Origin of the sequence: Micromonospora sp. CB01531 (assembly GCF_001905095.1) — a bacterium.
Classification (GTDB): Bacteria; Actinomycetota; Actinomycetes; order Mycobacteriales; family Micromonosporaceae; genus Micromonospora.
The window spans coordinates 1-20541 of the sequence record NZ_LWLS01000137.1 but is presented as its reverse complement, the minus strand read 5'-3'; the positions used below and the strand labels follow the sequence as shown (position 1 = coordinate 20541).

Genomic DNA, 20541 nt, shown 5'->3' with positions numbered 1-20541 from the left:
CAGCAAGATCTCAAACGGCGGCTGCCGTACTAGTCTCGGTACGGCGACGGGCCGTCGCCGTACAACTGTGGCCGACGATCAGCTGTGGCTCACCAGGCGCTCGTGCGGGCACCCAGGTAGTCATCGGATGGTGGGGCGTCGTCGCCGAGCTGGAGGCCGATCTGCAGCGAGATGCTCGCCAGCGGCGACAGCGCGGGGAAATCGCTCTCGAACCGCCATGGACGGATTTCTCGCTGCCGCATGATCCGCGCGGATATGGCGACTGCGCCGGCCAAGTCGAGATCGATCAAGTCGGTCTGGGCGCGTCCGGTCGACCAGTGGTGATCATCAGCTGCGGCGAGCTGCAGTTGCCGGCTGTGTGCCTCGGAGAGTTCGACGATGATCCGTGCCAGTTCACGTCTGATCCCTTCGGCGTCGGATTCCAGGTGGCTGAGCAGGCTACCGAGCCGCCACCAGGTCGAGAAGGGCTGGGATGTCGCACCGACCGCCGCCGTCCGGTGCGCCTGCGGTGCCTCAGTCAGCCGCGGCCACAGGTCGGTAGCGTCGGGGGCCGCCGTGAGCAATAGGTAGCGCTGCTGCGCAGGCGTTGAAAGTGCTGCCGAGCCGAGTAGTCCGGTGTCTGTGATCTGGGAATCGGACAGCAGGGCGCCGAGAAGTTCGGCGGCCGAGATCGATCGTTCTCTGTCTCCCATTGCAGCGACGGCAAGGAAGTCACCGAATGGCAACCCGAGCTCACTGTAGCCGCGGCTGGCCTCCAGCAAAGTCGCCCGGCCAGTTTGTACGTCGAGAAGCAACTCAGCAACGGCGGCGTTTCGCAATGCATCCGCGACCTCGGCCAGCCGCACCCAGGGCCCCCCGCCCAGGGGGCGTTGGATCTCCCGCAGGCGTTGACCGACGGCCCCTGCCTCCTTACCTATGAGGTTGATGACGTGCGGGCCAAAGCCTCCGGGAGGAGGGCGATCGCGCATTAACTCAGCCAAGTCGCGTACGTCGACCCGGGGCTCTTCCAACTCCGCGTATGCGCGATAGAAGCGTGCTCGAGCCGCGACCGTCGACGGGTCGAGCCGCAGTGCCTCCCACAATCGCTCCGGTAGCGTCACAGCATGCTCCGTTCCGCTAGCAGCGCGGCAGGGTGACAGAAGTTGAGGTTCAGCAGGAGATCGGTGAGCCTGAGCCGGCCATCCGGCGCAGGCTCGTACCGCTCCGCGCAAAGGATCTGTGCGGAGGGGATGTGCAGCTTGGCCGCCACCTCGCCCTGCCAGTACCAGCCGGAATATGCGCGGCCATGGTTCAGCTCCCGGATCTCTTCGGCGACAGTCGGAATCCGGACGGCTGGGTTGGATCCAACGAGGACGTAGCAGTAGAGGACCCAGCCGGGGCACGCGGGCTTAGCAGGGCCGGCGTAGTCGGTGGTGGCGAACTCAAGCGCGGTGCGAAGCGCGCGATGGGTGATGTTGGTCTTGGCTGCCACGTCGCGGTCGACGCAGCCGGCTGACAGTGAGATGAAGGGCGTTACATCGCAGAACTTGCGTCCCGTGGTCGGCTCCACGCTGCTGAAATTGTTGACGTGGCGGTCGAGGTTCTCCTCGGTGAGGCGCTGTATGGCGGCGGCCACGGGGAAGCCCCCACCCCGTTGCCAATGCGACTCCCAGTCTCGGCAGCGCAGGCCCGTCGGATCGGTGAGTATCTGCTGGATGGCCCCTCTGTCGAGTTTCGCCAAGCCCTTGCAACACCACTGAACGATCATGTCTAAGCTTCCCTCGGTGCCGACTGTGTGCCGATTTCGGAACCGAGCGTGGCGGTCAACGCCTGGTGCCGTTTCTTGATGACATCGGGCGACGTCCGTTCTGCTTCCTGTGTGAACATCGCATCCCAGGTGGGTTCCCAGTACTCGGTGAATGCCTTTACCCGGCTTCCGTGCTGGGACGTCAGCCCCGTACGTAGCTGTGCGCTGGACCCGGGGACCACGAACGTCTTGAACAGGGCTGAGATGAACGCGTCGTACGCCGCTACTGCCGAGGTCGAAAAGAATGGGCTGTTGGCGTGGAAGAGCCGATCGAGTCGCCGCTTACGTAGCAGGATCTCGGGTGGCGAAAGCTCCTTCCAGTTGCCCACCCACGTGAAGTAGCAGAACAAGTCGTTGAGGTCAGGCAGGGCAGCAGTGAGCAGTTCGATGCGCTTCTCGACCAGCTTTTGGCTGAACCACTGCCGGTTCTCGGCACGCCTCAACGCGCGGCTGAACACAGCAGCTAGCACGGCAACGGCGACCGGAACCATGCCGCCGATGACGAGCTTGGCGACCTCCAGGCTGTTCCAAACCGAAGCGGCGAGCACGTGCAGCTCCCTCCCGTCACTGTCGACGGTGGCATCGTTGCAGATCGCTTCTGTCGCGTCATCCGCCGTAAGCACGCACCCGTTGGTCCCGGGGTGCCGGCTTACTCCCCGGCAAGACCAGCCTCAGATGGCTGCCTATCTCCATGAGGCCTAGAGGGCGTCTCATTCACGCATTTTGCGAGTGATGCCGCCTTCACTTATCTCGCTAGCCTCGATGATTCGCGCCTGACGCCGGCTCCTTCGGCCCGGCACGTCTGATCGTTGGCTGTCGATGTGGCCTGGTTCCGGGCATGGTGGTGGGCCGTCTGTCGCGGCGGTGGGCGTGGTCTCCTGGGGTCCTCCGGGTTGTTGGGGCGGTGGCTGTGCTGGTCAGCCGGGGTCGGGGATGGTCGTGATCTGGTTGAACGCGGTGGTGATCTGTTCGGCCCAGGGCCAGTCGGCGGGGATGCGTAGCCAGCGGCGGCCTTGGCCGTGCACGAGGCGGGCGGCGGTGTGCAGGATCCGGTAGCGCAGTCGTTTCGGTTCGGCTTTGGCCAGGTCGCCGTCGAGGCCGATGAGCTGCAGCCAGGCGATCAGGTCGACGGCGATCGCGGCGGCGGTGCACCAGGCCTGGTTGATGGCGAACTCGCGGGAGGGTAGTCGGCGTAGGCCGGTGTCTTTGGCGCAGCGGATCCGGTCCTCGACGCGGGCGTGGGCCCGGTGGCGGGCCTCCAACCACTGCAAGGCACCTACTGTGGTGTTGGTGACGAAGGCGGTGTAGCGCCAGCCGTCCCGGTGCTCGAACAGGGTGAGTTGGGCGCCGGGGTGGGGGCGTTCCCGCCGGACGATGACCCGCATCCCGGCCGGCCAGCCGGGCAGAGGCAGCAGGCCGGTCAGTTCGGCGACGGCGGCGCCGTCACGCACACCACCGTCGGCGTCGATCGCCGGCGACCACGCCGAGGCGGGCAGGGCGGTGATGGCGGCGCGTTCGGCCTCGCCGATCGACCAGCCGAGGGAGTACTCGACCCGCCGGCCACGCTTGCTGTCCTGCTGCGTGAGCCAGTCGAGCACGGCGTGGGTGGCCGCGGCGGAGTCACCGCGGATGAGCAGGTGCCGGCGGTGCTTCGCGGGGACCTGCGCGATGGCTTGGGCGAGCACGTCGAGGTGATCGGCGGCCGTGTTGGCCCCGCCGTTGCCCGGCCGTAGCTTGATGGCCAGCAGCTCGGCGGTGTTGTCGCACGTCACCAGGATCGGATGGAACCCGTAGCTGTGCTTGTAGGTGGCCGCGGCGCCTTCCTTGTCGCTGTGTGCGATCACGATCGTGGAATCCACGTCCAGGACCACCACACCGGTGCCGATGTCCCGCCCGGCCGCCCTCGCCGTCGGCGGGCCGCCGAACAGCTGCCACATCCGGGCCCGCACCCTCGCCCTGGCCTTGGCGATGCGCCGCAGCTGCACCACGCCGATCTCGTCCAGGCCCGCCACACCGTGGTGTCCGAGGCCACCGGCCCGAACACCTCGCGCTGATGGCGCAGCACGTCGATGTCCGCGATCGCGTCCCCACCGTCAGCGATCATCACCGCCAGGTCGACCAGCACCCGACCCCGATCATGCACCGGCCACCAGCCGGCCCGGGCCAGCCCCGCCGACAGTGCTCCGGTCAACCCGGCCCGATCCGCCAGCAACCGCAGCAACGCCGCACCGACGTGCGACACCACACCCGAACCACCCGCGGTGACCCGCAGATCCCGCGACCACGCCGTAAGCTGCACCTCGGAAGTGCCTCCCCCAGAGAGAAACCTGTAGATGTCGCAATCACAAGTTTCCCTTGCAGGGCAGGCACTTCCGCTCATCTACACGCTGACGAACAACGCATCTTGGCGATCACGGTGAATCACCCAGGCTAGCGCTTGGGCCAGTGCCAGGCCGGCTGGTCGAATCGGCCCCGGCTGGCCACCCGGGTCTCGCCGAACTCCTTGACCAGCTCGATCCTGGCCATTTTCGGCGCATCGTGCTCCAGCGCGTCCATCAGGGTTCGGGCGTGGCTGACCACCACAACCTGCGTGCGGTCGCGCTGGCGATGATCAGCCTGGCGAGGGGCCGTAACAGCTCCGGATGCAGGCTGGTCTCCGGCTCGTTAAGCACCAGCAAAGCCGGCGGCCGCGGGGGTGAGCAGAGCGGCGACACACAGCAGGTACCGCAGCGTGCCGTCGGACAACTCGGTGGCACCCAGCGCCGGCAGCAGGCCCGGCTGCCGCAGCCGAAGCTGAATCTGTCGCGTACCCGTCGAATGGCTGTCGTCGCGGCCGTGGTCGCCACGACCACGGCCGCCACCCTGGTCGGCGCCCCGGCGGTCGCCGCACCCGACGGCGGGGCGATCCGGTACGCCGTGGGCGCCGAAGCCGTGCCGGGGAGCTACCTCGTCGTACTCAAGGACAGCGCCGTCGGTGGCCGGCCCGGCACCCGGCAGGGCGCCGTCGCGAGCCACGCCGCCGGCCTGTCGCGCCGCTACGGCGGCACGGTCGGCCATGTGTACGGTGCGGCGCTGAACGGTTTCGAGGCGCGGCTCACCGAGCCGGCCGCGAGGCGGCTCGCCGCCGATCCGGCGGTGGCGTACGTCGAGCAGAACGCGGTGGTACGGGCCGCGCGGAACCTCTCGTCCCCACGTCTCGCGGGCGTGCAGCCCAACCCGCCGTCCTGGGGCCTGGACCGGATCGACCAGCGCAACCTGCCCCTGAACCAGCAGTACGCCTACGCCAACACCGCACCCGGCATCCGGGTCTACGTGATCGACACCGGGATTCGGGCCACGCACGTCGACTTCAATGGCGCCGTCCTGCCCGGGGCGGACTTCGTCGACGGGGCCCTGCCCGCCGACGACTGCCAGGGGCACGGCACGGCTCTCGCCGGCATCGTCGGCGGGCAGCTGCACGGGGTGGCCAAGGACGCCCGGCTGGTGCCGGTGCGGCTGCTCGGCTGCACCGGCGCCGGCACCACTGCCCAGGTCATCGCGGGCGTCGACTGGGTCACCGCCAACGCCCGCGGGACGCGGGCGCTGGTCAACATGGGTGTCGGCAGCAGCCCCAGCACCTCACTCGACAACGCCGTGACGAACTCGATCAACTCGGGTATCCCGTACGTCGTTCCGTCGGGTTCGTCGGCCGCCAGCGCCTGCAACTACTCACCCGGCCGGGTGCCGGCCGCCGTCACCGTGGCTGGCACCACGATCACCGACGCGAAGATGAGCTCGGCGAACTACGGCAGCTGCCTGGACATCTTCGCGCCGGGCCAGAACATCACCACCACGGCGATCGCCTCCGACACCAGCTCGATCACGTTGAGCAGCAGTTCGATGGCCTCCGCGCACGTCGCCGGCTGCATCGCCGTGGTGGCCGAGGCGAACCCCCTGTGGACCGTCGGCCAGGCGGCCAACCATGTCCTCGCCACCGCGACCACCGGCCTCGTGAACAGCCCGGGAGCCGGGTCGCCGAACCGACTGCTCTACTGCGCCCCCTGACCGGCCGCGTCGAGGGTGCCCACCGGCCCGGGGAGCGACGGCTCCCCGGGCCGGGCCCGGCGTCAGTTCCAGGGGTTGGCGGGCTGGTCGTTGATACTGGTCCAGAAACGACCGGCCGGCAGGTTGCCGGAGGCCCAGAGGGACCAGCCGCCACCGTCGTGGAACTCCGCCATCCGCCACCCGCTGCCGAACTGCGCCGCGCAGATCGCGTCGGCCGCCGCGAGGCTGGTCAGCTGGGCGCCCGGGATGGCCGGGGTGACCGCGACGGCGCCGCCGGCCCACCTGCCGAAGCCCGTGGTGGGGATGCCGGCGGGCGCCCGCCGGCCGTCGATGCGGATGCACAGCACCGGCAGGGACGCGGTGGCGGGCGTGTCCCCGGTGTACGCGTTGGTGGTGGCGTCCCGACCCACCTGCACGACGCCGTCGCTGCGTTGGGTCAGCCGCGCCCAGGTCATCCCGGCGTGGGTGGCCGGCGGCGCGCCGACGAACAGCAGCCGGTTGGCCGAGCCGGGGCCCGGGTTGCTCACCTTGTTGGGCGTCGCGTTGGCGTACAGTGCGCTGGCCACCGCCCCGGGTGACGCGCTCGGGTTCCGCTGCAGGTAGAGGGCGGCGGCGCCGGCTACCAGCGGCGCGGAGAACGAGGTGCCGCTGACGGTGTTGTACTGGTTGTCGGCGTCCAGCCAGGCCGTGCGTACGCCGTATCCAGGGGCGAACATGTCGACCTTGCCGTAGTTGCCGAAGCTGGCCCTGGTGTCGCTGCCGTCGGTGGCGCTGACCGAGATGACGCCGCCGGCCCGGGCCGGGCTGGACCGGTCGGCGTTGTGGTTCTCGTTGCCGGCGGCGGCGACCACGGTCACCCCGCGGCTGATGGCGAACTTGGCGGCCCGGTCCGTCGGGCTGGACAGCCGCAGCCAGCGCCGCCAGAAGCCCGGCGGGACGCCGTAGCTGACTTAGGCGACCGAGGGGCCGGAGTGGTGGACGGCGACCCAGTTGAGGCCCGCGACGATCGTCGAGTTGAAGACCGAGACGAGCGGGTTGTACGCGTTGCCGCGGCAGCCCGCGATCCGTACCGAGATCAGGGTCGCGCCGGGGGCGACGCCGACGGTTGCGCCTCCGGCGGCGCTGCCGACCGCGGTGCCGTGTCCGTTGCAGTCGTCACGCTGGCCGAGGAACCGGATGAAGTCCACGGCCTGGCTGGCCCGGCCGCCGAACTCCTGGTGGCTGGGCCGGAATCCGGTGTCCAAAATGTAGATCTTGACGCCGGCTCCCGTCACGCCGCCCCCCGCGTACGGGGCGTAGTCGAGTGGCAGGTTGCGCTGGTCCACGCGGTCGACCGCCCAGGAATACTCGCTCGGCTGCCCGTAGGTGTCCTGCTCGACCGACTCGACCCGAGAGTCGAGGCTCATCGCCTGGGCCTGAGCGTCGCTGGCGGTGAAGCTGAACATGCCCGACTCCATCGTGTCGATGATCGTGCCGCCGTAGCCGGCCACCAGACTGGCCGCGATGCCGGTCACGTCCTCGGGGGCGGTGGACTCGGGAAGCATCGCGATGAACTGTCCCGGTACGGGTGCCTCGGAGGTGAGGAACTTCGGCTGCGGAACGCTGGTCGGCAGGTCGCCCGCGGAGTTCCACGGGTTGGCCGGCTGGTCGTTGATCGCGGTCCAGAACCGGGTGCCGGCCGGGATCGCGCCGCTGGCCCAGAAGGTCCAGCCGCCGCCGTCGTGGAACTCCGCCAGCCGCCAGCCCGCGCCGAACGTCTCCGCGCAGATCGTGTCGCCCTGGGCCTGCGAGGTCAGCACCAGCCCGGGGATCTGCGGGGTGACCTGCACCGCGCCGGCGGCCCAGCCGCTGTAGGCATCGGTCACCACGTCCGGCGGCTTGGGTCGGCCGTCGACGAGCAGGCAGAGGATGGCCCGGGGCTGGTCGACGGCGGTGTCGCCGGCGTACGGGTTGGTCTGCGCGTCCGAGCCGACGTGGACCGAGCCACCCTGCTGGCCGAGGACCGTCCAGGTCATCCCGGTCCGCACCGACGAGGCGGCCGAGGCTGGGCCGGGGACCGCGAGGCCGGCCAGCACCATGAGGGCAGCCGCGCTGCCGGCACGCCATTTCCAGAGACGTCTCGTCACCTGTCACGTCCTTTCCGGGAGGACATGGATAGGAGGGGGATCCCACGGTCACCGAGGCCGGGGGTCAGGAAAATAACAATGGATCTGGTCGATATCCATTGTGGGTTTTGACTCCTTGCACTCCGGTCGTTGAAGCGGAAACCTCGGCAAATCGAGCGATGTGGCGGCAAAGGCGGACCATGAATTCATCCACCGATTCGGATTCAATTAGTCAACTTCGCGCCCGGTTCGGCGGATCCCTTCTGACCTGCCCTTTTTCGGCCAGGTTCGGGCAACACAACTGACTGTCCGATAGTCGACACGATCACCGGCGGTCCGCCTGTTTCGGCCGCTAGCAGGTCCTGTCACGGTCGGTCACCAGGGCCGCCCGCGCCCCGTTCTCGCAGGTATCTATTCCTGCCGATGGCGCTCGCCTACCTTCCACGGCAGAGGTTGCGTCTTGGGGGAGGCACCATGTCAGGACCACGCGGCCGCCGCAGCATCCGATCGAGGGTCTGGGCCGGGGCCCGGCTGCGGTTCACCGCGACCGTCGGTGCGCTGACCCTGCTGCTGGCCTTCGGTGTCCGGGCGGACCTGCCGGACATCGTCCCGGCCTCGGTCTCCTGCGACTCGGTCGGCTACGCCTACGACGCCGCCGGCCAGTTGGCCGGCGTGCAGGACCAGGCCGGCCGCACCGCCCACTACCGGTACGACCCCACCGGCAACATCACCTCCGTCAGCAACGACGGCAGGCCGGCCCTCGCCCTGTTTTCCGTCGTGCCGCCCCGGGCGGCGGTCGGCGCCGAGGTGACCCTGCAGGGCGGCTGCTTCTCCGACGTGGCGAGCGAGAACACCGTCGAGTTCAACGGCGTCCCGGCCACGGTCACCTCGGCCAGCGGCCGGCGCCTGGTCGCCCGGGTCCCCGCCGGGGCGACCACCGGCCTGATCACCGTCTCCGTCGGCGGGGCCACCGCGACCAGCCCGCAGTCCTTCGTGGTCGCTGGCCCGGACGAGTCCGCGCCCACCGTCACCGGCGTCGCCCCGACCGTGGTGGTGCCCGGCGGCACGGTCACCGTCACCGGCACCGGCTTCGCCGCCGACGCCGCCGACAACGCCGTCACCCTGAACCGCACCCGGGCCTTCACCTCGGCCGTCGGCGCGGGCAGCCTGACCGTCCAGGTGCCCGCCGGCGCCGGTTCCGGCCGGATCGGGGTACGCACCCGCCACGGCAGCGGTGACGGGGCCGCCGACGTCTTCGTCGCGCCCGCCCCGTACACGGTCGCCGACGTGGTGCACACCTCCCGGGTCGCGCTCGGCGGCACCAGCGCGGTGTCGATCCCCAGCGCCGGCGACATCGCGCTGGTCGTGTTCGACCTGACCGAGGGGCAGCAGGCCAGCGTCCAGCTCGCAAACGGCACCTTCGGCTCCTGCGGCATATCCACCGCGAAGGTCCTCGACCCGTTCGGGCGTACCGCGGCCTCGTCCGGCTGCGTCGGCGCCGCCGGCTTCATTGACACGGTGACAGCCCGCACCGCCGGCACCTACACGCTGCTGCTGGCCGCGTCGAGCTCGGCCACCGGCTCGATCGCCGCGACCGTGCGGGAGGTGCCGGCCGACGCTACGGCGCCCACCACCCCGGGCGGAGACGCGGTCACCGTCGCCACCACCGTGCCCGGCCAGAACGCCGCCGTCACCTTTCCCGGCAGCACCGGCCAGCGGGTCTCAGTCAAGCTGAGCGGCGGCACGTACGGCACCTACAACGCCGCGGTCACGCTGCGCAAGCCGGGCGGCGGCACCGTCGTGTCCAACGGCTCCTGCGGCAGCGCCTGCTTCCTCGACACCACGGTGCTGCCCACCGACGGCACCTACACCCTCGTCGTGGACCCGCAGTCCACCTCGACCGGGACCATCACCGTCCAGGTGTACGACGTGCCCGCCGACGCCACGGCGACCGCGAGCCCCGGCGGAGCGCCGGTCAGCGTCGCCACGACGGTGCCGGGCCAGAACAGCGTCGTCTCGTTTCCCGGCACGGCCGGCCAGCGGGTCCTCGTCCACCTGACCGGCGGCACCTACGGCACCTACAACGCCTCGGCGATCGTGCGCAGGCCGGACGGGTCGAACCTGACCGGCAGCGCCTACTGCGGCAGCTCCTGCATCTTCGACACCACCGTGCTGCCGGTCGACGGCACGTACACCATCCTGGTCAACCCCGACACCAGCTACACCGGGGCGGTCACCGCGCAGGTGTACGACGTGCCGGCGGACGCGACCGTGGACGCCACGCCCGGCGGCGGGCCGGTGACCGTGGCCACCACGGTCGGGCAGAACGGGCTGATCTCGTTCCCCGGCACCGCCGGGCAGCGGGTCTCGGTGCAGTTCAGCGCGGGCACCTACGGGACGTACAACGCGTCGGCGGTGATCCGTAAGCCGGACGGGTCCAACCTGCTCGGCAGCGGCTACTGCGGCGCGTCGTGTTTCTTCGACACGGTGACGCTGCCCGTCGACGGCACGTACACGATCGTGCTCAACCCGGACGGCGTCTACCGGGGCCAGGTCACCGCGCAGATCCACGTGGTGCCGCCGGATGCCACGGCCACCGCCAGCCCGGGCGGCGCCGCCGTCACCGTGACCACCACCGTGCCCGGCCAGAACGCCGCGATCTCCTTCGCCGGCACCGCCGGGCAGCGGGTCTCGGTGCAGTTCAGCGCGGGCACCTACGGGACGTACAACGCGTCGGCGGTGATCCGTAAGCCGGACGGGTCCAACCTGACCGGCAGCGCCTACTGCGGCGCGTCCTGCTTCTTCGACACCATCGTGCTGCCGGTCGACGGCACGTACACCGTCTACCTCAACCCCGACACCACCTACGTCGGCGAGGCCACCGCGCAGGTCCACGACGTCCCCGCCGACGCCTCGGCGACCACCAGCCCGGGCGGCGCCGCGGTCACCGTGACCACCACGGTGCCGGGCCAGAACGCCGTCGTCTCGTTCCCGGGCACCGCCGGACAGAGCGTCTCGGTCACCCTGGCCAACGGCACCTTCGGCACCTACAACGCCGCCGTCACGCTGCGCGCCCCGGACGGCACCACCGTCGTCAGTGAGAGCTACTGCGGCACGAGCTGCTCGTTCAACGCCGTCACCCTCCCGAGCACCGGCACCTACACGGTGTTCGTCAACCCGACCGGCACCACGCTCGGCGCGATCACCGCCCGGGTGTACGACCTGCCCAACGACGCCGTCGCCAACACCACCGCGGGCGGTGCGGCCGTGACGGTGACGACCACCGTCCCCGGCCAGAACGCGGTGGTGTCGTTCCCGGGCGTGTCGGGTCAGCGGGTCGCGGTGCAGCTCTCCGGCGGCACGTTCGGGTCGTCGGAGGCGACGGTGACGCTGCGCCGGCCGGACGGCACGTCGATCCTGTCGAACACGTCCTGCGGGACGTCGTGCTTCCTCGACACCACCACCCTGCCGGCGAACGGCACGTACACGGTGCTGGTCGACCCGAGGGGCACGGTCGTCGGCAGCATCACGGTCAAGGTGCACGACGTGCCGGCCGACGCCGCGACCACCGCCACCCCGGGTGGCGCGGCCGTGACGGTGACGACCACGGTCCCCGGCCAGAACGGGGTGGTGTCGTTCCCGGGCGCGTCGGGTCAGCGGGTCGCGGTGCAGCTCTCCGGCGGCACGTTCGGGTCGTCGGAGGCGACGGTGACGCTGCGCCGGCCGGACGGCACGTCGATCCTGTCGAACACGTCCTGCGGGACATCGTGCTTCCTCGACACCACCACCCTCCCGGCGGACGGCACCTACACCGTCCTGGTCGACGGCCGGACGACCGCCATCGGCGCACTCACCGTCCGGGTGTACGACGTGCCGGCCGATCGCACCGCCGCGACGACCCCCGGCGGGGCCGCGGTCACCGTGACCACCACCGTCCCGGGGCAGAACGCCGTGGTGTCGTTCCCGGCGACCGCCGGGCAGGTCGTCACCATCAACCTCTCCGCCGGCGCCTTCGTCGGCGGCAACGCGGCGGTGTCCCTGCGCGCCCCCAACGGCAGCACCGTCGCCAGCACCTCGTCCTGCGCCACGAGCTGCTCGTTCAGCTCCCTGACGCTCGCCGCCGCCGGCACCTACACCGTGCTGGTCGACCCGGCCGCGGCGGCCGTCGGCAGCCTGACCGTCCAGGTGTTCGACGTGCCACCGGACGCCACCGTGAGCACCACCCCGGGCGGCGACCCGGTCACCGTCACCACCACCGTGCCGGGGCAGAACGCCGTGGTGTCGTTCCCCGGCACCGCCGGCCAGCGGATCCTGGTCCAGGGCACCGGCGGCACCTACGGCACCTACAACGCCACCGGGATCGTGCGCAAGCCGGACGGGTCGAACCTGACCGGCAGCGCGTACTGCGGCACCTCGTGCCTGTTCGACACCGTAGTGCTGCCGGTCACCGGCACCTACAGTCTGCTGCTCGACCCGTCCGGCACCTACACCGGCGCGCTCACCGTCCGGGTCTACGACGTGCCGGCCGACGCCACCGCCAGCACCACCCCGGGCGGTGCCGCCGTCACCCTCACCACCACTGTCGGCCAGAACGCGGTGCTGTCGTTCGCCGGCACGGCCGGCCAGCGGATCGTGGTGCAGGGGACCGGTGGCACGTACGGGACATACAACGCGTCGGCGATCGTGCGCAAGCCGGACGGGTCGAACCTGACCGGCAGCGCCTACTGCGGCGCATCCTGCTTCTTCGACGTCACCACGCTGCCGGTCACCGGGACGTACACCATCCTGCTGAACCCCGACGCGGCCTACACCGGCGCGGTCACGCTGCGGGTCTACGACGTGCCCGCCGACGCCGCGGCGACCGCGACCATCGGCGGTCCGGCCGTCCCGGTCACCACCACGGCACCCGGCCAGAACGCGGTGCTGTCGTTCGCCGGCACGGCCGGCCAGCGGATCGTGGTGCAGGGGACCGGTGGCACGTACGGGACGTACAACGCGTCGGCGATTGTGCGCAAGCCGGACGGGTCGAACCTGACCGGCAGCGCCTACTGCGGCGCATCCTGCTTCTTCGACGTCACCACCCTGCCGGTGACCGGGACGTACACCATCCTGCTTAACCCGGACGGCATGTACACCGGCTCCGTCACCCTCCGGCTGTACGACGTGCCGGCCGACGCCACCGCGACCGCCGTCGTCGGCGGCAGCCCGGTCACCCTCACCACCACCGGCCCCGGCCAGAACGCGGTGCTGTCCTTCGCCGGCAGCGCCGGCCAGCGGATCTCGGTCCAGGGCAGCGGTGGCACGTACGGGACGTACAACGCGTCGGCGATTGTGCGCAAGCCGGACGGGTCGAACCTGACCGGCAGCGCCTACTGCGGCGCGACCTGCTTCTTCGACATCACCACCCTGCCGGTGACCGGGACGTACACCATCCTGCTTAACCCGGACGGCATGTACACCGGCTCCGTCACCCTCCAGGTGTACGAGGTGCCGGCCGACGCGACGGCCGCCGCCACCCCGGGCGGCCCGGCGGTCACCCTGACCACCACCGTGCCCGGCCAGAACGCGGCGCTCACCTTCCCCGGCACCGCCGGTCAGGTGGTCACCGTGGTCATGACCGCCGGCACCTTCGGCCGTTACAACGCCTCGGCGATCATCCGCAAGCCGGACGGGTCGAACCTCGGCAGCAGCGCGTACTGCGGCGACACCTGCACCTTCACCTCGGTCACCCTGCCGGCCACCGGTACGTACACCGTCTTCGTCGACCCGTCGTCCACCACCATCGGGGCGCTGACCGGCGAGGTCCGGCTGCCCGCCGGGGCCGCCGCGAAGACCACGCCGGCCCCGCCGGCCGCCCGGACCGTCGCCGACGTGACCGAGACCTGGACGCCGGACCGGTTCAACCTCGCCGGCGAGGACTGGGCCAGCCACCGCACCGGCGCGTACGGCCACCTCCAGCCGGCGCTGCGTGCCCCGGTGGGGGCGACCGCGCTCGCTGGGCAGGCCCTGCTGCTCAACGGCAAGCCGCTGGCCGACGTCACCCTCTCGGTCGGCCGGCGCAGCACCCGCACCGACGCCACCGGCCGCTTCCTGCTCACCGGGCTCACCGCCGGGCACCACGTCCTGGTCATCGATGGCGCGACCGCGAGCAGCCCGGGCCGCGCCTTCGGCCGCTTCGAGACCGGCGTGGACCTGCGGGCCGGGGAGACGGTCGAGCTGTCCTACCCCATCTGGATGACCCGCCTCGACACCGCCCACAGCGTCCGCTTCCCGTCGCCCACCCGGAAACAGACCGTCCTCACCACCCCGGCGATCCCCGGCTTCGAGGTGCGGCTGCCCAAGGGCGCGGTGATCCGCGACCGGGCCGGCAAGCGGGTCACCGAGCTGTCCATCACCGCCCTGCCGGTGGACCAGCCGCCGTTTCCGCTCCCGGCCGGCGTGCGCACCCCGGTCTACTTCACCGTCCAGCCCGGCGGCTCGGTGATCCTGCCCGAGGGCGCGCAGATCATCTACCCGAACACCCAGGGCCTCGCGCCCGGCAGCCGGCTCGACTTCTGGGACTACGACCCGGGCCGGGTGCCGTGCACCAAGACGCCCGTCAAGTCGTACCCGAAGAAGCCGGGCAAGGCGGGCAAGGCACCCGCGGTCTGCGCGGTGACCGGCGCGGAGGCCGGCTGGTACATCTACGGCCACGGCACCGTCACCCCCGACGGCAAGCAGATCGTGCCCGACCCCGACGTGCGGGTCTGGGAGTTCACCGGCGCGATGTTCAACGGCAGCGGCAAGCGGCCCGCCGGGAGCGGCCCCGGCGAGGACGGCGATTCTGGCGGCGACCCCGTCGACCTGGCCAGCGGCCTCTTCGTCGACGAGCACACCGACCTCGTGGTCAACGACGTCCTGCCGATCGCGATCACCCGCACCTACCGGCAGAACGACACCCAGAACCGCGAGTTCGGCATCGGCGCCAACTTCACCTACGGCATCTTCATCTACTCGGAGCGGCAGTACAGCGAGGCCGACTTGGTCTTCCCGGACAGCGGCAAGGTCCACATGGACCGGATCAGCCCCGGGACGGGCTGGACCGATGCCGTGTTCAAGGCCGTCGACACCACCGGGCCGTTCCGGGACGCCGTGATGACCTGGAACGGCAACGGCTGGGACCTCGTCCGCACCGACGGGATGACCTACGTCTTCGGCGAGAACGCGCCGTTGCAGTCCATCCGGGACCGGCACGGCAACCAGATCACCCTCACCCGGTCCAGCGGCGGACAGTCCGGCGACATCACCCAGATCACCTCGCCCAACGGCCGCTGGATCAAGCTCGCCTACACCAGCGGCCGGGTCACCCGGGCACAGGACAACGCGGGCCGGGTGGTGCAGTACGGCTACGACAGCTCCGGCCGGCTGACCACGGTCACCTCGCCGGGCGGGCGCACCACCACGTACACGTACGACACCGCCAACCGGATGACGACCGTCACCGACGCCCGGGGCGTCACCTACCTCACCAACACCTACGACACCGCCGGCCGGGTGGCGACCCAGACCCTGCCCGACGGCGTCACCTACCAGTTCGCGTACATCACCGACGCGGGCGGCAAGGTGGTGAAGACGGCGGTCACCGAGCCGGACGGCCAGGTCCGGGAGACCAGCTTCGACACGAACGGCCGGGTGGTCACCGAGACCACGGCGGCCGGCACCGCCCAGGCCCGGACCGCCACCACCGAGCGCGACCCGGTCACCCACCTGCCCACCGCGCTGGTCGACCCGTACGGGCGGCGGACCGCCCTCGGCTATGACGCGAACGGGCAGCTCACCTCGCTCACCGCGCTCGCCGGCACCGCCGCCGCCCAGGCCGCCACGGTCACCTCCGGCGGGCCCTACCGGCAACTCACCTCGGTCAGCGACGACCAGGGCCGCACCACCCGGATGACGTACGACGACCGCGGCAACCTCACCGCCGCCACCGACGCCGCCGGCCGCACCCGCCGCTACGCCTACAACGCCGCCGGCCAGGTCACCTCATTCACCGACCCGCTGGGCAACACCACCCACTACACCTACGAGAACGGTGACCTCGTCGCGGTGACCGACCCGCTGGGCCGCACCACGCGCAGCTTCGTCGACGCCGTCGGCCGCCCGGTCGCGGTCACCGACCCGACCGGCGTCCAGGAGTACGTCCGCTACGACCCCGACAACCAGATCGTCACCAGCACCGACGGCCTCGGCCGGGCCACCAGCTACGAGTACGACGGCAACGGCAACCTGACGACGGTCACCGACGCCCGGGGCAACCGCACCACCGTCGCGTACGACCAGTCCGACCGGCCCGTCACCGTCACCGACCCGCTCGGCAAGCAGGCCCGGCAGACGTACGACGTACTCGGCCGGGCGGTCTCCGCCACCGACCGGCGTGGCATCACCACCGTCACCGAGTACGACACGCTGGGCCGCACCACCTTCATCGGGTACGGCGCGTCCACCGGCGGCGGCTACGAGAGCACCAAACGGTTCGGCTACGACGGCCTGGACCGGCTCACCACCATCGACGACTCGGCCGGCGGGCTGCTCACCCTCGGCTGGAACGACCTCGACCAGGTGGTCAGCGTGACCGGCCCGGCCGGCACCGTCGGCTACTCCTACGACGCCGCCGGCCGCCGCTCCGGGATGACCGTGCCCGGGCAGCCGGCGATCTCCTACCAGTACGACCCGACCGGGCTGATCGAGCAGATCACCCAGGGCGGCACCACCGCCAGTTGGCACCGGGACGCCGCCGGCCGCACCGACCGGGTCGAGCAGGCCGGTGTGGTCACCCGGTACGCGTACGACGCGGCGTCGCAGCTCACCGGGATGTCGTACCAGACCACCGGCGGGGTGCCGATCGGCAACCTCGGCTACTCGTACGACGGCGCCGGCCGGGTGCTCGGCCTCACCGGCAGCCTCGCCACCGTCACCATCCCCAGCACCGGTCCACCCGCCAGCTACGACGCCGCGAACCGGCTGACCAGCCGCGGCGACCGGACGTTCAGCTACGACGACGAGGGCAACCTGACCGGCGACGGGGTGCTCGGCTACACCTGGAACGCCCGGGGCGAGCTGGCCGGCGTCACCGGCCCCGGCCTGGCCGTCTCGTACGGCTACGACGCGGCCGGGCGGCTGGCCGGCCGGACCGCCGGCGGGACCACCACCACCCACCTCTACGACGGCCCCAACCTGATCCGGGAGCTCACCGGCGCGACCGCCGTCGACCGGCTCACCGCCGGGCTCGACCAGACGCTGGTCCGCACCGACTCCGCCGGCGCCCGGGTGCCGGTCACCGACGCTCTCGGCAGCGTCCTGGGCCTGGCCGACGCCGCCGGCACGCTGACCACGCAGTACCAGTACGACCCGTTCGGCGCCGCCACCGCCAGCGGCGCGGCCAGCGGCAATACGCAGCAGTTCACCGGCCGTGAGCGCGACCCCGACACCGGGCTGTCCTACCACCGGGCCCGCTGGTACAGCCCGGACACGGGCCGCTTCCTCAGCCAGGACCCGGCCGGCTTCGGCGGCGGCAGCACCAACCTCTACAGCTACGCCCTCAACGACCCGGTCAACCTCTCCGACCCCAACGGCGACTGTCCCATCTGCATTCCGATCCTGGTCGGGGCGCTGATCGGCGGTGCCTCCTCGGTCGGCATCGGCGCCGGCATCGCGGCGCTGACCGGTCGCAAGTACACGATGGGCGACGCCCTCAGGGACTTCGCGATCGGCGGCGCGCTGGGCGCCCTCAGCGGTGGCCTCGGGGCGGCCCTCAAGGCCGGCAGCTCGGTCTGGAAGCTCAACCAGTTCCAACGCGGCCTGGCCATCGAGGCGAAGCTCGGCGGCAACCTGCCACGCAGCTTCCCGACCATCGACCGGTTCGCCAACGGCACCGCGACCAGCATCAAGAGCGTCGACCTCTCCGCGAAGACATACCAGAGCGCCAGCCAGCTCACCAGCCGGCTCCAGGGCTATGTGGACAAGGCCGCCGGGTTCGCCAAGAACAACCCGGTCACCTGGGACGGCGTCACCATCCGGCCCGGTCAGGTCGCCGCCCGGGAACTGGAGATCGTCGTCCCCCGTGGGACGGCCACCGCCGCCCAACAGAACGTCCTCAACCAGATCGTCCAGTACGGCGCCGGCAAGGGGGTCACCGTCCGCGTCATCACCATGAGATAGGCCGGCAGGACGCCCCACGGGTATCCTGGGGCGTCCCCTCCCCACCGAGGACATCCATGACCAGACTCGCCGCACTCGACCTGAGCAGAGGTCGGTACGTCGCGCACTCCTCCTCGCTCACCACCGACGGCATGTGGATCGCCAACGGCGTCTTCGACGTCCTCGACGAGTCGGTCGACGCCCGCGACCTGGGCGCCGCCGTACGCCGGATGCTCGCCGCCTCGCGCACCGGCCTCCCCAGCCCCGACCTGCGGGGCGGCCCGTCCCCGTTCGCGCCCGTCCTCGATGCGCTCGGCCTGCGGTCCTGGACCAGCTACGCCAAGGGCACCCGGCACGTGGACGTCGAGCAGGACGCCGACGCGGTGATGGTGAGCCCGACCCGCAACGGCGGCGCCCGGGAGGGCTTCGTCGGGCTCGCCGAGCACGCGGTGCGGCTGACCGACCCGGGCGACGCGGAGCTGGGCGCGGCCCTGCGCGCCGCGCTCGACCGGTCCCGCTGACCCATGGCCGACGAGTCCCGGCTCCATCGCCGGACGGTGCTGGCCGGCGGCGCGCTGGCGATGGCCGCCGCCGCCCTCGCCGCCTGCTCCGCCGACGCCCGCACCCCGCACCGTCCCGCCGCGCCCGACCCGGCCGCGGGCCTGCCCGACATCCAGTTCGACGTCGCCCGGTTCAGCGCGCCCGAGCAGACCTCGCCCACCGGCGGGCCGTTCGTCATGCCGCCGGTGCACACCGTCTACCTCACTGCCACGCTGGCCCGCACCCCCGGGCGGGACGACCAGCGGGAGCTGGCCCGGGTGCTCGCCACCCTGGAGTCGCGGTACCCGTTCGGCGCGGCCGGCCTGATGACCTTCGTCTCCTACGGGCTGCCGTACTTCCGGCGGCTGCCGGGCGGCCTGACCGGCGATCTCGTCGGCGCGCACCTGCCCCGGCTGCTCGCGGACCCGTCCCGGTCCGTGCTGGAGGAGGCGACGCCCGCGCCGACCGATGTCCACCCGGACAACCCGGGGGTCACCAAGCAGCGCTTCACCGTCCCGGTGCGGATCGAGCAGCACGACCTGCTGTTCACGTTCCGCAGCGATCGGGCCACCGTCATCCAGGACGTGCTGGCCTGGTTCGACGGCAGCGGCACGCTGGCCGGACAGGCGACACCCTCGCCGGCCCTCGCCGGGCTGCTCACCGTGACCTCCAGCCGGCACATGTTCACCCAGGTCGGCCTGCCCCGCTCGGTCGCCGAGCAGAACCGGCTGCCCTACGCCCGGTTCATCCAGCCCGACTCCCCGATGTGGATGGGCTTCTCCGACCAGCAGTCCAACGCCTCCGGGCCGCCGGCGATCTGCACCTTCGCCGGCCACCCCGCGGCCCGGCTGACCACCGCCCGCGCGGGCGACTATTTGGACAACGGCAGCATCCAGCACCTGTCGCACGTCATCCTCGACATGCTCCAGTTCTACGACATGGCCGCGCCGGACACCCCGCCGAGCGAGAACGGCAACTTCACCAAGCGGGTGCAGTACATGTTCCACGCCCCGGCGGTGCATCCCGGCAACCCCGACCAGCTCAGCGACGGCGGCGGGCCGTCGTTCCTGCCCGCCGAGAACCGCGGCCCGGACTACGCCGAGCGGACCGCCAGGGGGATCGGCCTGCCCGCGGGCGAGCGCCGGATGGGGCACCTGTCCACCCTCCAGCGCAGCTCCCGCGCGTCCGACGGCACCCCGATGCACGTCCGCATCGACGGCCCCGGCTTCGACCCCCTGGACGTGCCGGACGGCAGCAGCCAGCCGAAGCTGCACTTCAGCATCTTCGTGCCGACCGCGGAGTTCTTCACCCGGATGCGGCGCAACCAGGCGGCCGTGGACCTGGCCCGCAAGCACCGGGTGGCCGAGCAGGACAACGGCCTGGAACGCTTCCTGACCTGCACCCGCCGCCAGAACTTCCTGGTCCCGCCCCGGCGCCACCGAGCCTTCCCGCTGGTCGAGGTCGCCGACTGAGCCCGACCGGGCCTGTACCGTTCGGAAACTCGGCCGCAGGCGCTGACGTGCGACTTTGTCCGCTGTGGGATCGATGAATGGCGGCATGCTGCCGGTCATGATCCTGTCGTTCTGCTACCTGATTCTTCGTCAGGCACTGCAGCTGATCATTCTGTTGGCGCGCGGTGGGCACGCCAACGCGGTCGAGGTGCTCGTGCTGCGGCACCAGGTCGCGGTGCTCCGTCGGCAGGTGCGCCGGCTGGATCTGGAATCGGTAGACCGTGCCGTGTTGGCCGGGTTGTCGAGGCTGCTTCCACGGGCGCGGTGGTCGGCGTTCTTCGTCACCCCGGCCACCTTGTTGCGCTGGCATCGCAACCTGATCGCGCGGCGGTGGACCTACCCGGCGCGGAGTGGCGTCCCTGATAGTGGTGTAACGCGG

The 20541-nt window shown here is 71.2% G+C and carries 8 protein-coding genes and 3 pseudogenes; 5 read left to right on the top strand and 6 right to left on the bottom strand.

Annotated elements, in window-relative coordinates; all coding sequences use genetic code 11:
- Positions 1–89: 89 nt before the first annotated feature.
- The 5 genes and pseudogenes from A6A27_RS40070 to A6A27_RS47275 all read right to left on the bottom strand — a co-directional run bounded on the left by A6A27_RS40070 (position 90) and on the right by A6A27_RS47275 (position 4458).
- Positions 90–1100, bottom strand: coding sequence for a hypothetical protein (locus A6A27_RS40070; protein ID WP_073839871.1), 1011 nt, complete (start codon positions 1098–1100; stop codon positions 90–92).
- Entirely contained in the window at positions 1097–1747 is a 651-nt protein-coding gene (locus A6A27_RS40065; RefSeq protein ID WP_073839870.1) for a hypothetical protein, read from the bottom strand. Before A6A27_RS40065 ends, A6A27_RS40070 begins: the two co-directional genes overlap by 4 nt.
- 2 nt (positions 1748–1749) lie before the next feature.
- Positions 1750–2409, bottom strand: a complete 660-nt coding sequence (locus A6A27_RS40060) for a hypothetical protein (protein ID WP_083673247.1) — start codon at positions 2407–2409, stop codon at positions 1750–1752.
- Between the two features lie 294 nt (positions 2410–2703).
- Positions 2704–4085: pseudogene (locus A6A27_RS40055) on the bottom strand (IS1380 family transposase).
- Between the two features lie 256 nt (positions 4086–4341).
- Positions 4342–4458 (bottom strand): hypothetical protein, encoded by a 117-nt coding sequence (locus A6A27_RS47275; protein ID WP_338013338.1) that lies wholly within the window; start codon positions 4456–4458, stop codon positions 4342–4344.
- A gap of 121 nt (positions 4459–4579) precedes the next feature.
- On the opposite strand from A6A27_RS47275, the gene A6A27_RS40050 reads away from it, so the two are divergent.
- Positions 4580–5830 (top strand): S8 family peptidase, encoded by a 1251-nt coding sequence (locus A6A27_RS40050; RefSeq protein ID WP_083673248.1) that lies wholly within the window; start codon positions 4580–4582, stop codon positions 5828–5830.
- Between the two features lie 62 nt (positions 5831–5892).
- Here the strand turns inward: A6A27_RS40050 and A6A27_RS46680 are convergent.
- Positions 5893–7845 (bottom strand): annotated as a pseudogene (locus A6A27_RS46680) (S8 family peptidase).
- A 564-nt stretch (positions 7846–8409) separates the two neighbouring features.
- Between A6A27_RS46680 and A6A27_RS40035 the strand changes: the two are divergent.
- The 4 genes and pseudogenes from A6A27_RS40035 to A6A27_RS40020 all read left to right on the top strand — a co-directional run.
- Positions 8410–18132, top strand: coding sequence for an RHS repeat-associated core domain-containing protein (locus A6A27_RS40035; RefSeq protein WP_073839867.1), 9723 nt, complete (start codon positions 8410–8412; stop codon positions 18130–18132).
- Between the two features lie 56 nt (positions 18133–18188).
- The gene (locus tag A6A27_RS40030) at positions 18189–18632 is read left to right on the top strand and encodes a hypothetical protein (RefSeq protein ID WP_073839866.1); all 444 of its coding nucleotides are present in this window, start codon (positions 18189–18191) and stop codon (positions 18630–18632) included.
- 3 nt (positions 18633–18635) lie between these two features.
- Positions 18636–20123 carry a DUF7405 family protein gene (locus tag A6A27_RS40025; protein WP_198940666.1) on the top strand — a complete coding sequence of 496 codons (1488 nt, stop codon included), beginning with the start codon at positions 18636–18638 and terminating at the stop codon, positions 20121–20123.
- A gap of 97 nt (positions 20124–20220) precedes the next feature.
- Positions 20221–20541: pseudogene (locus A6A27_RS40020) on the top strand (hypothetical protein); the annotation flags it as partial.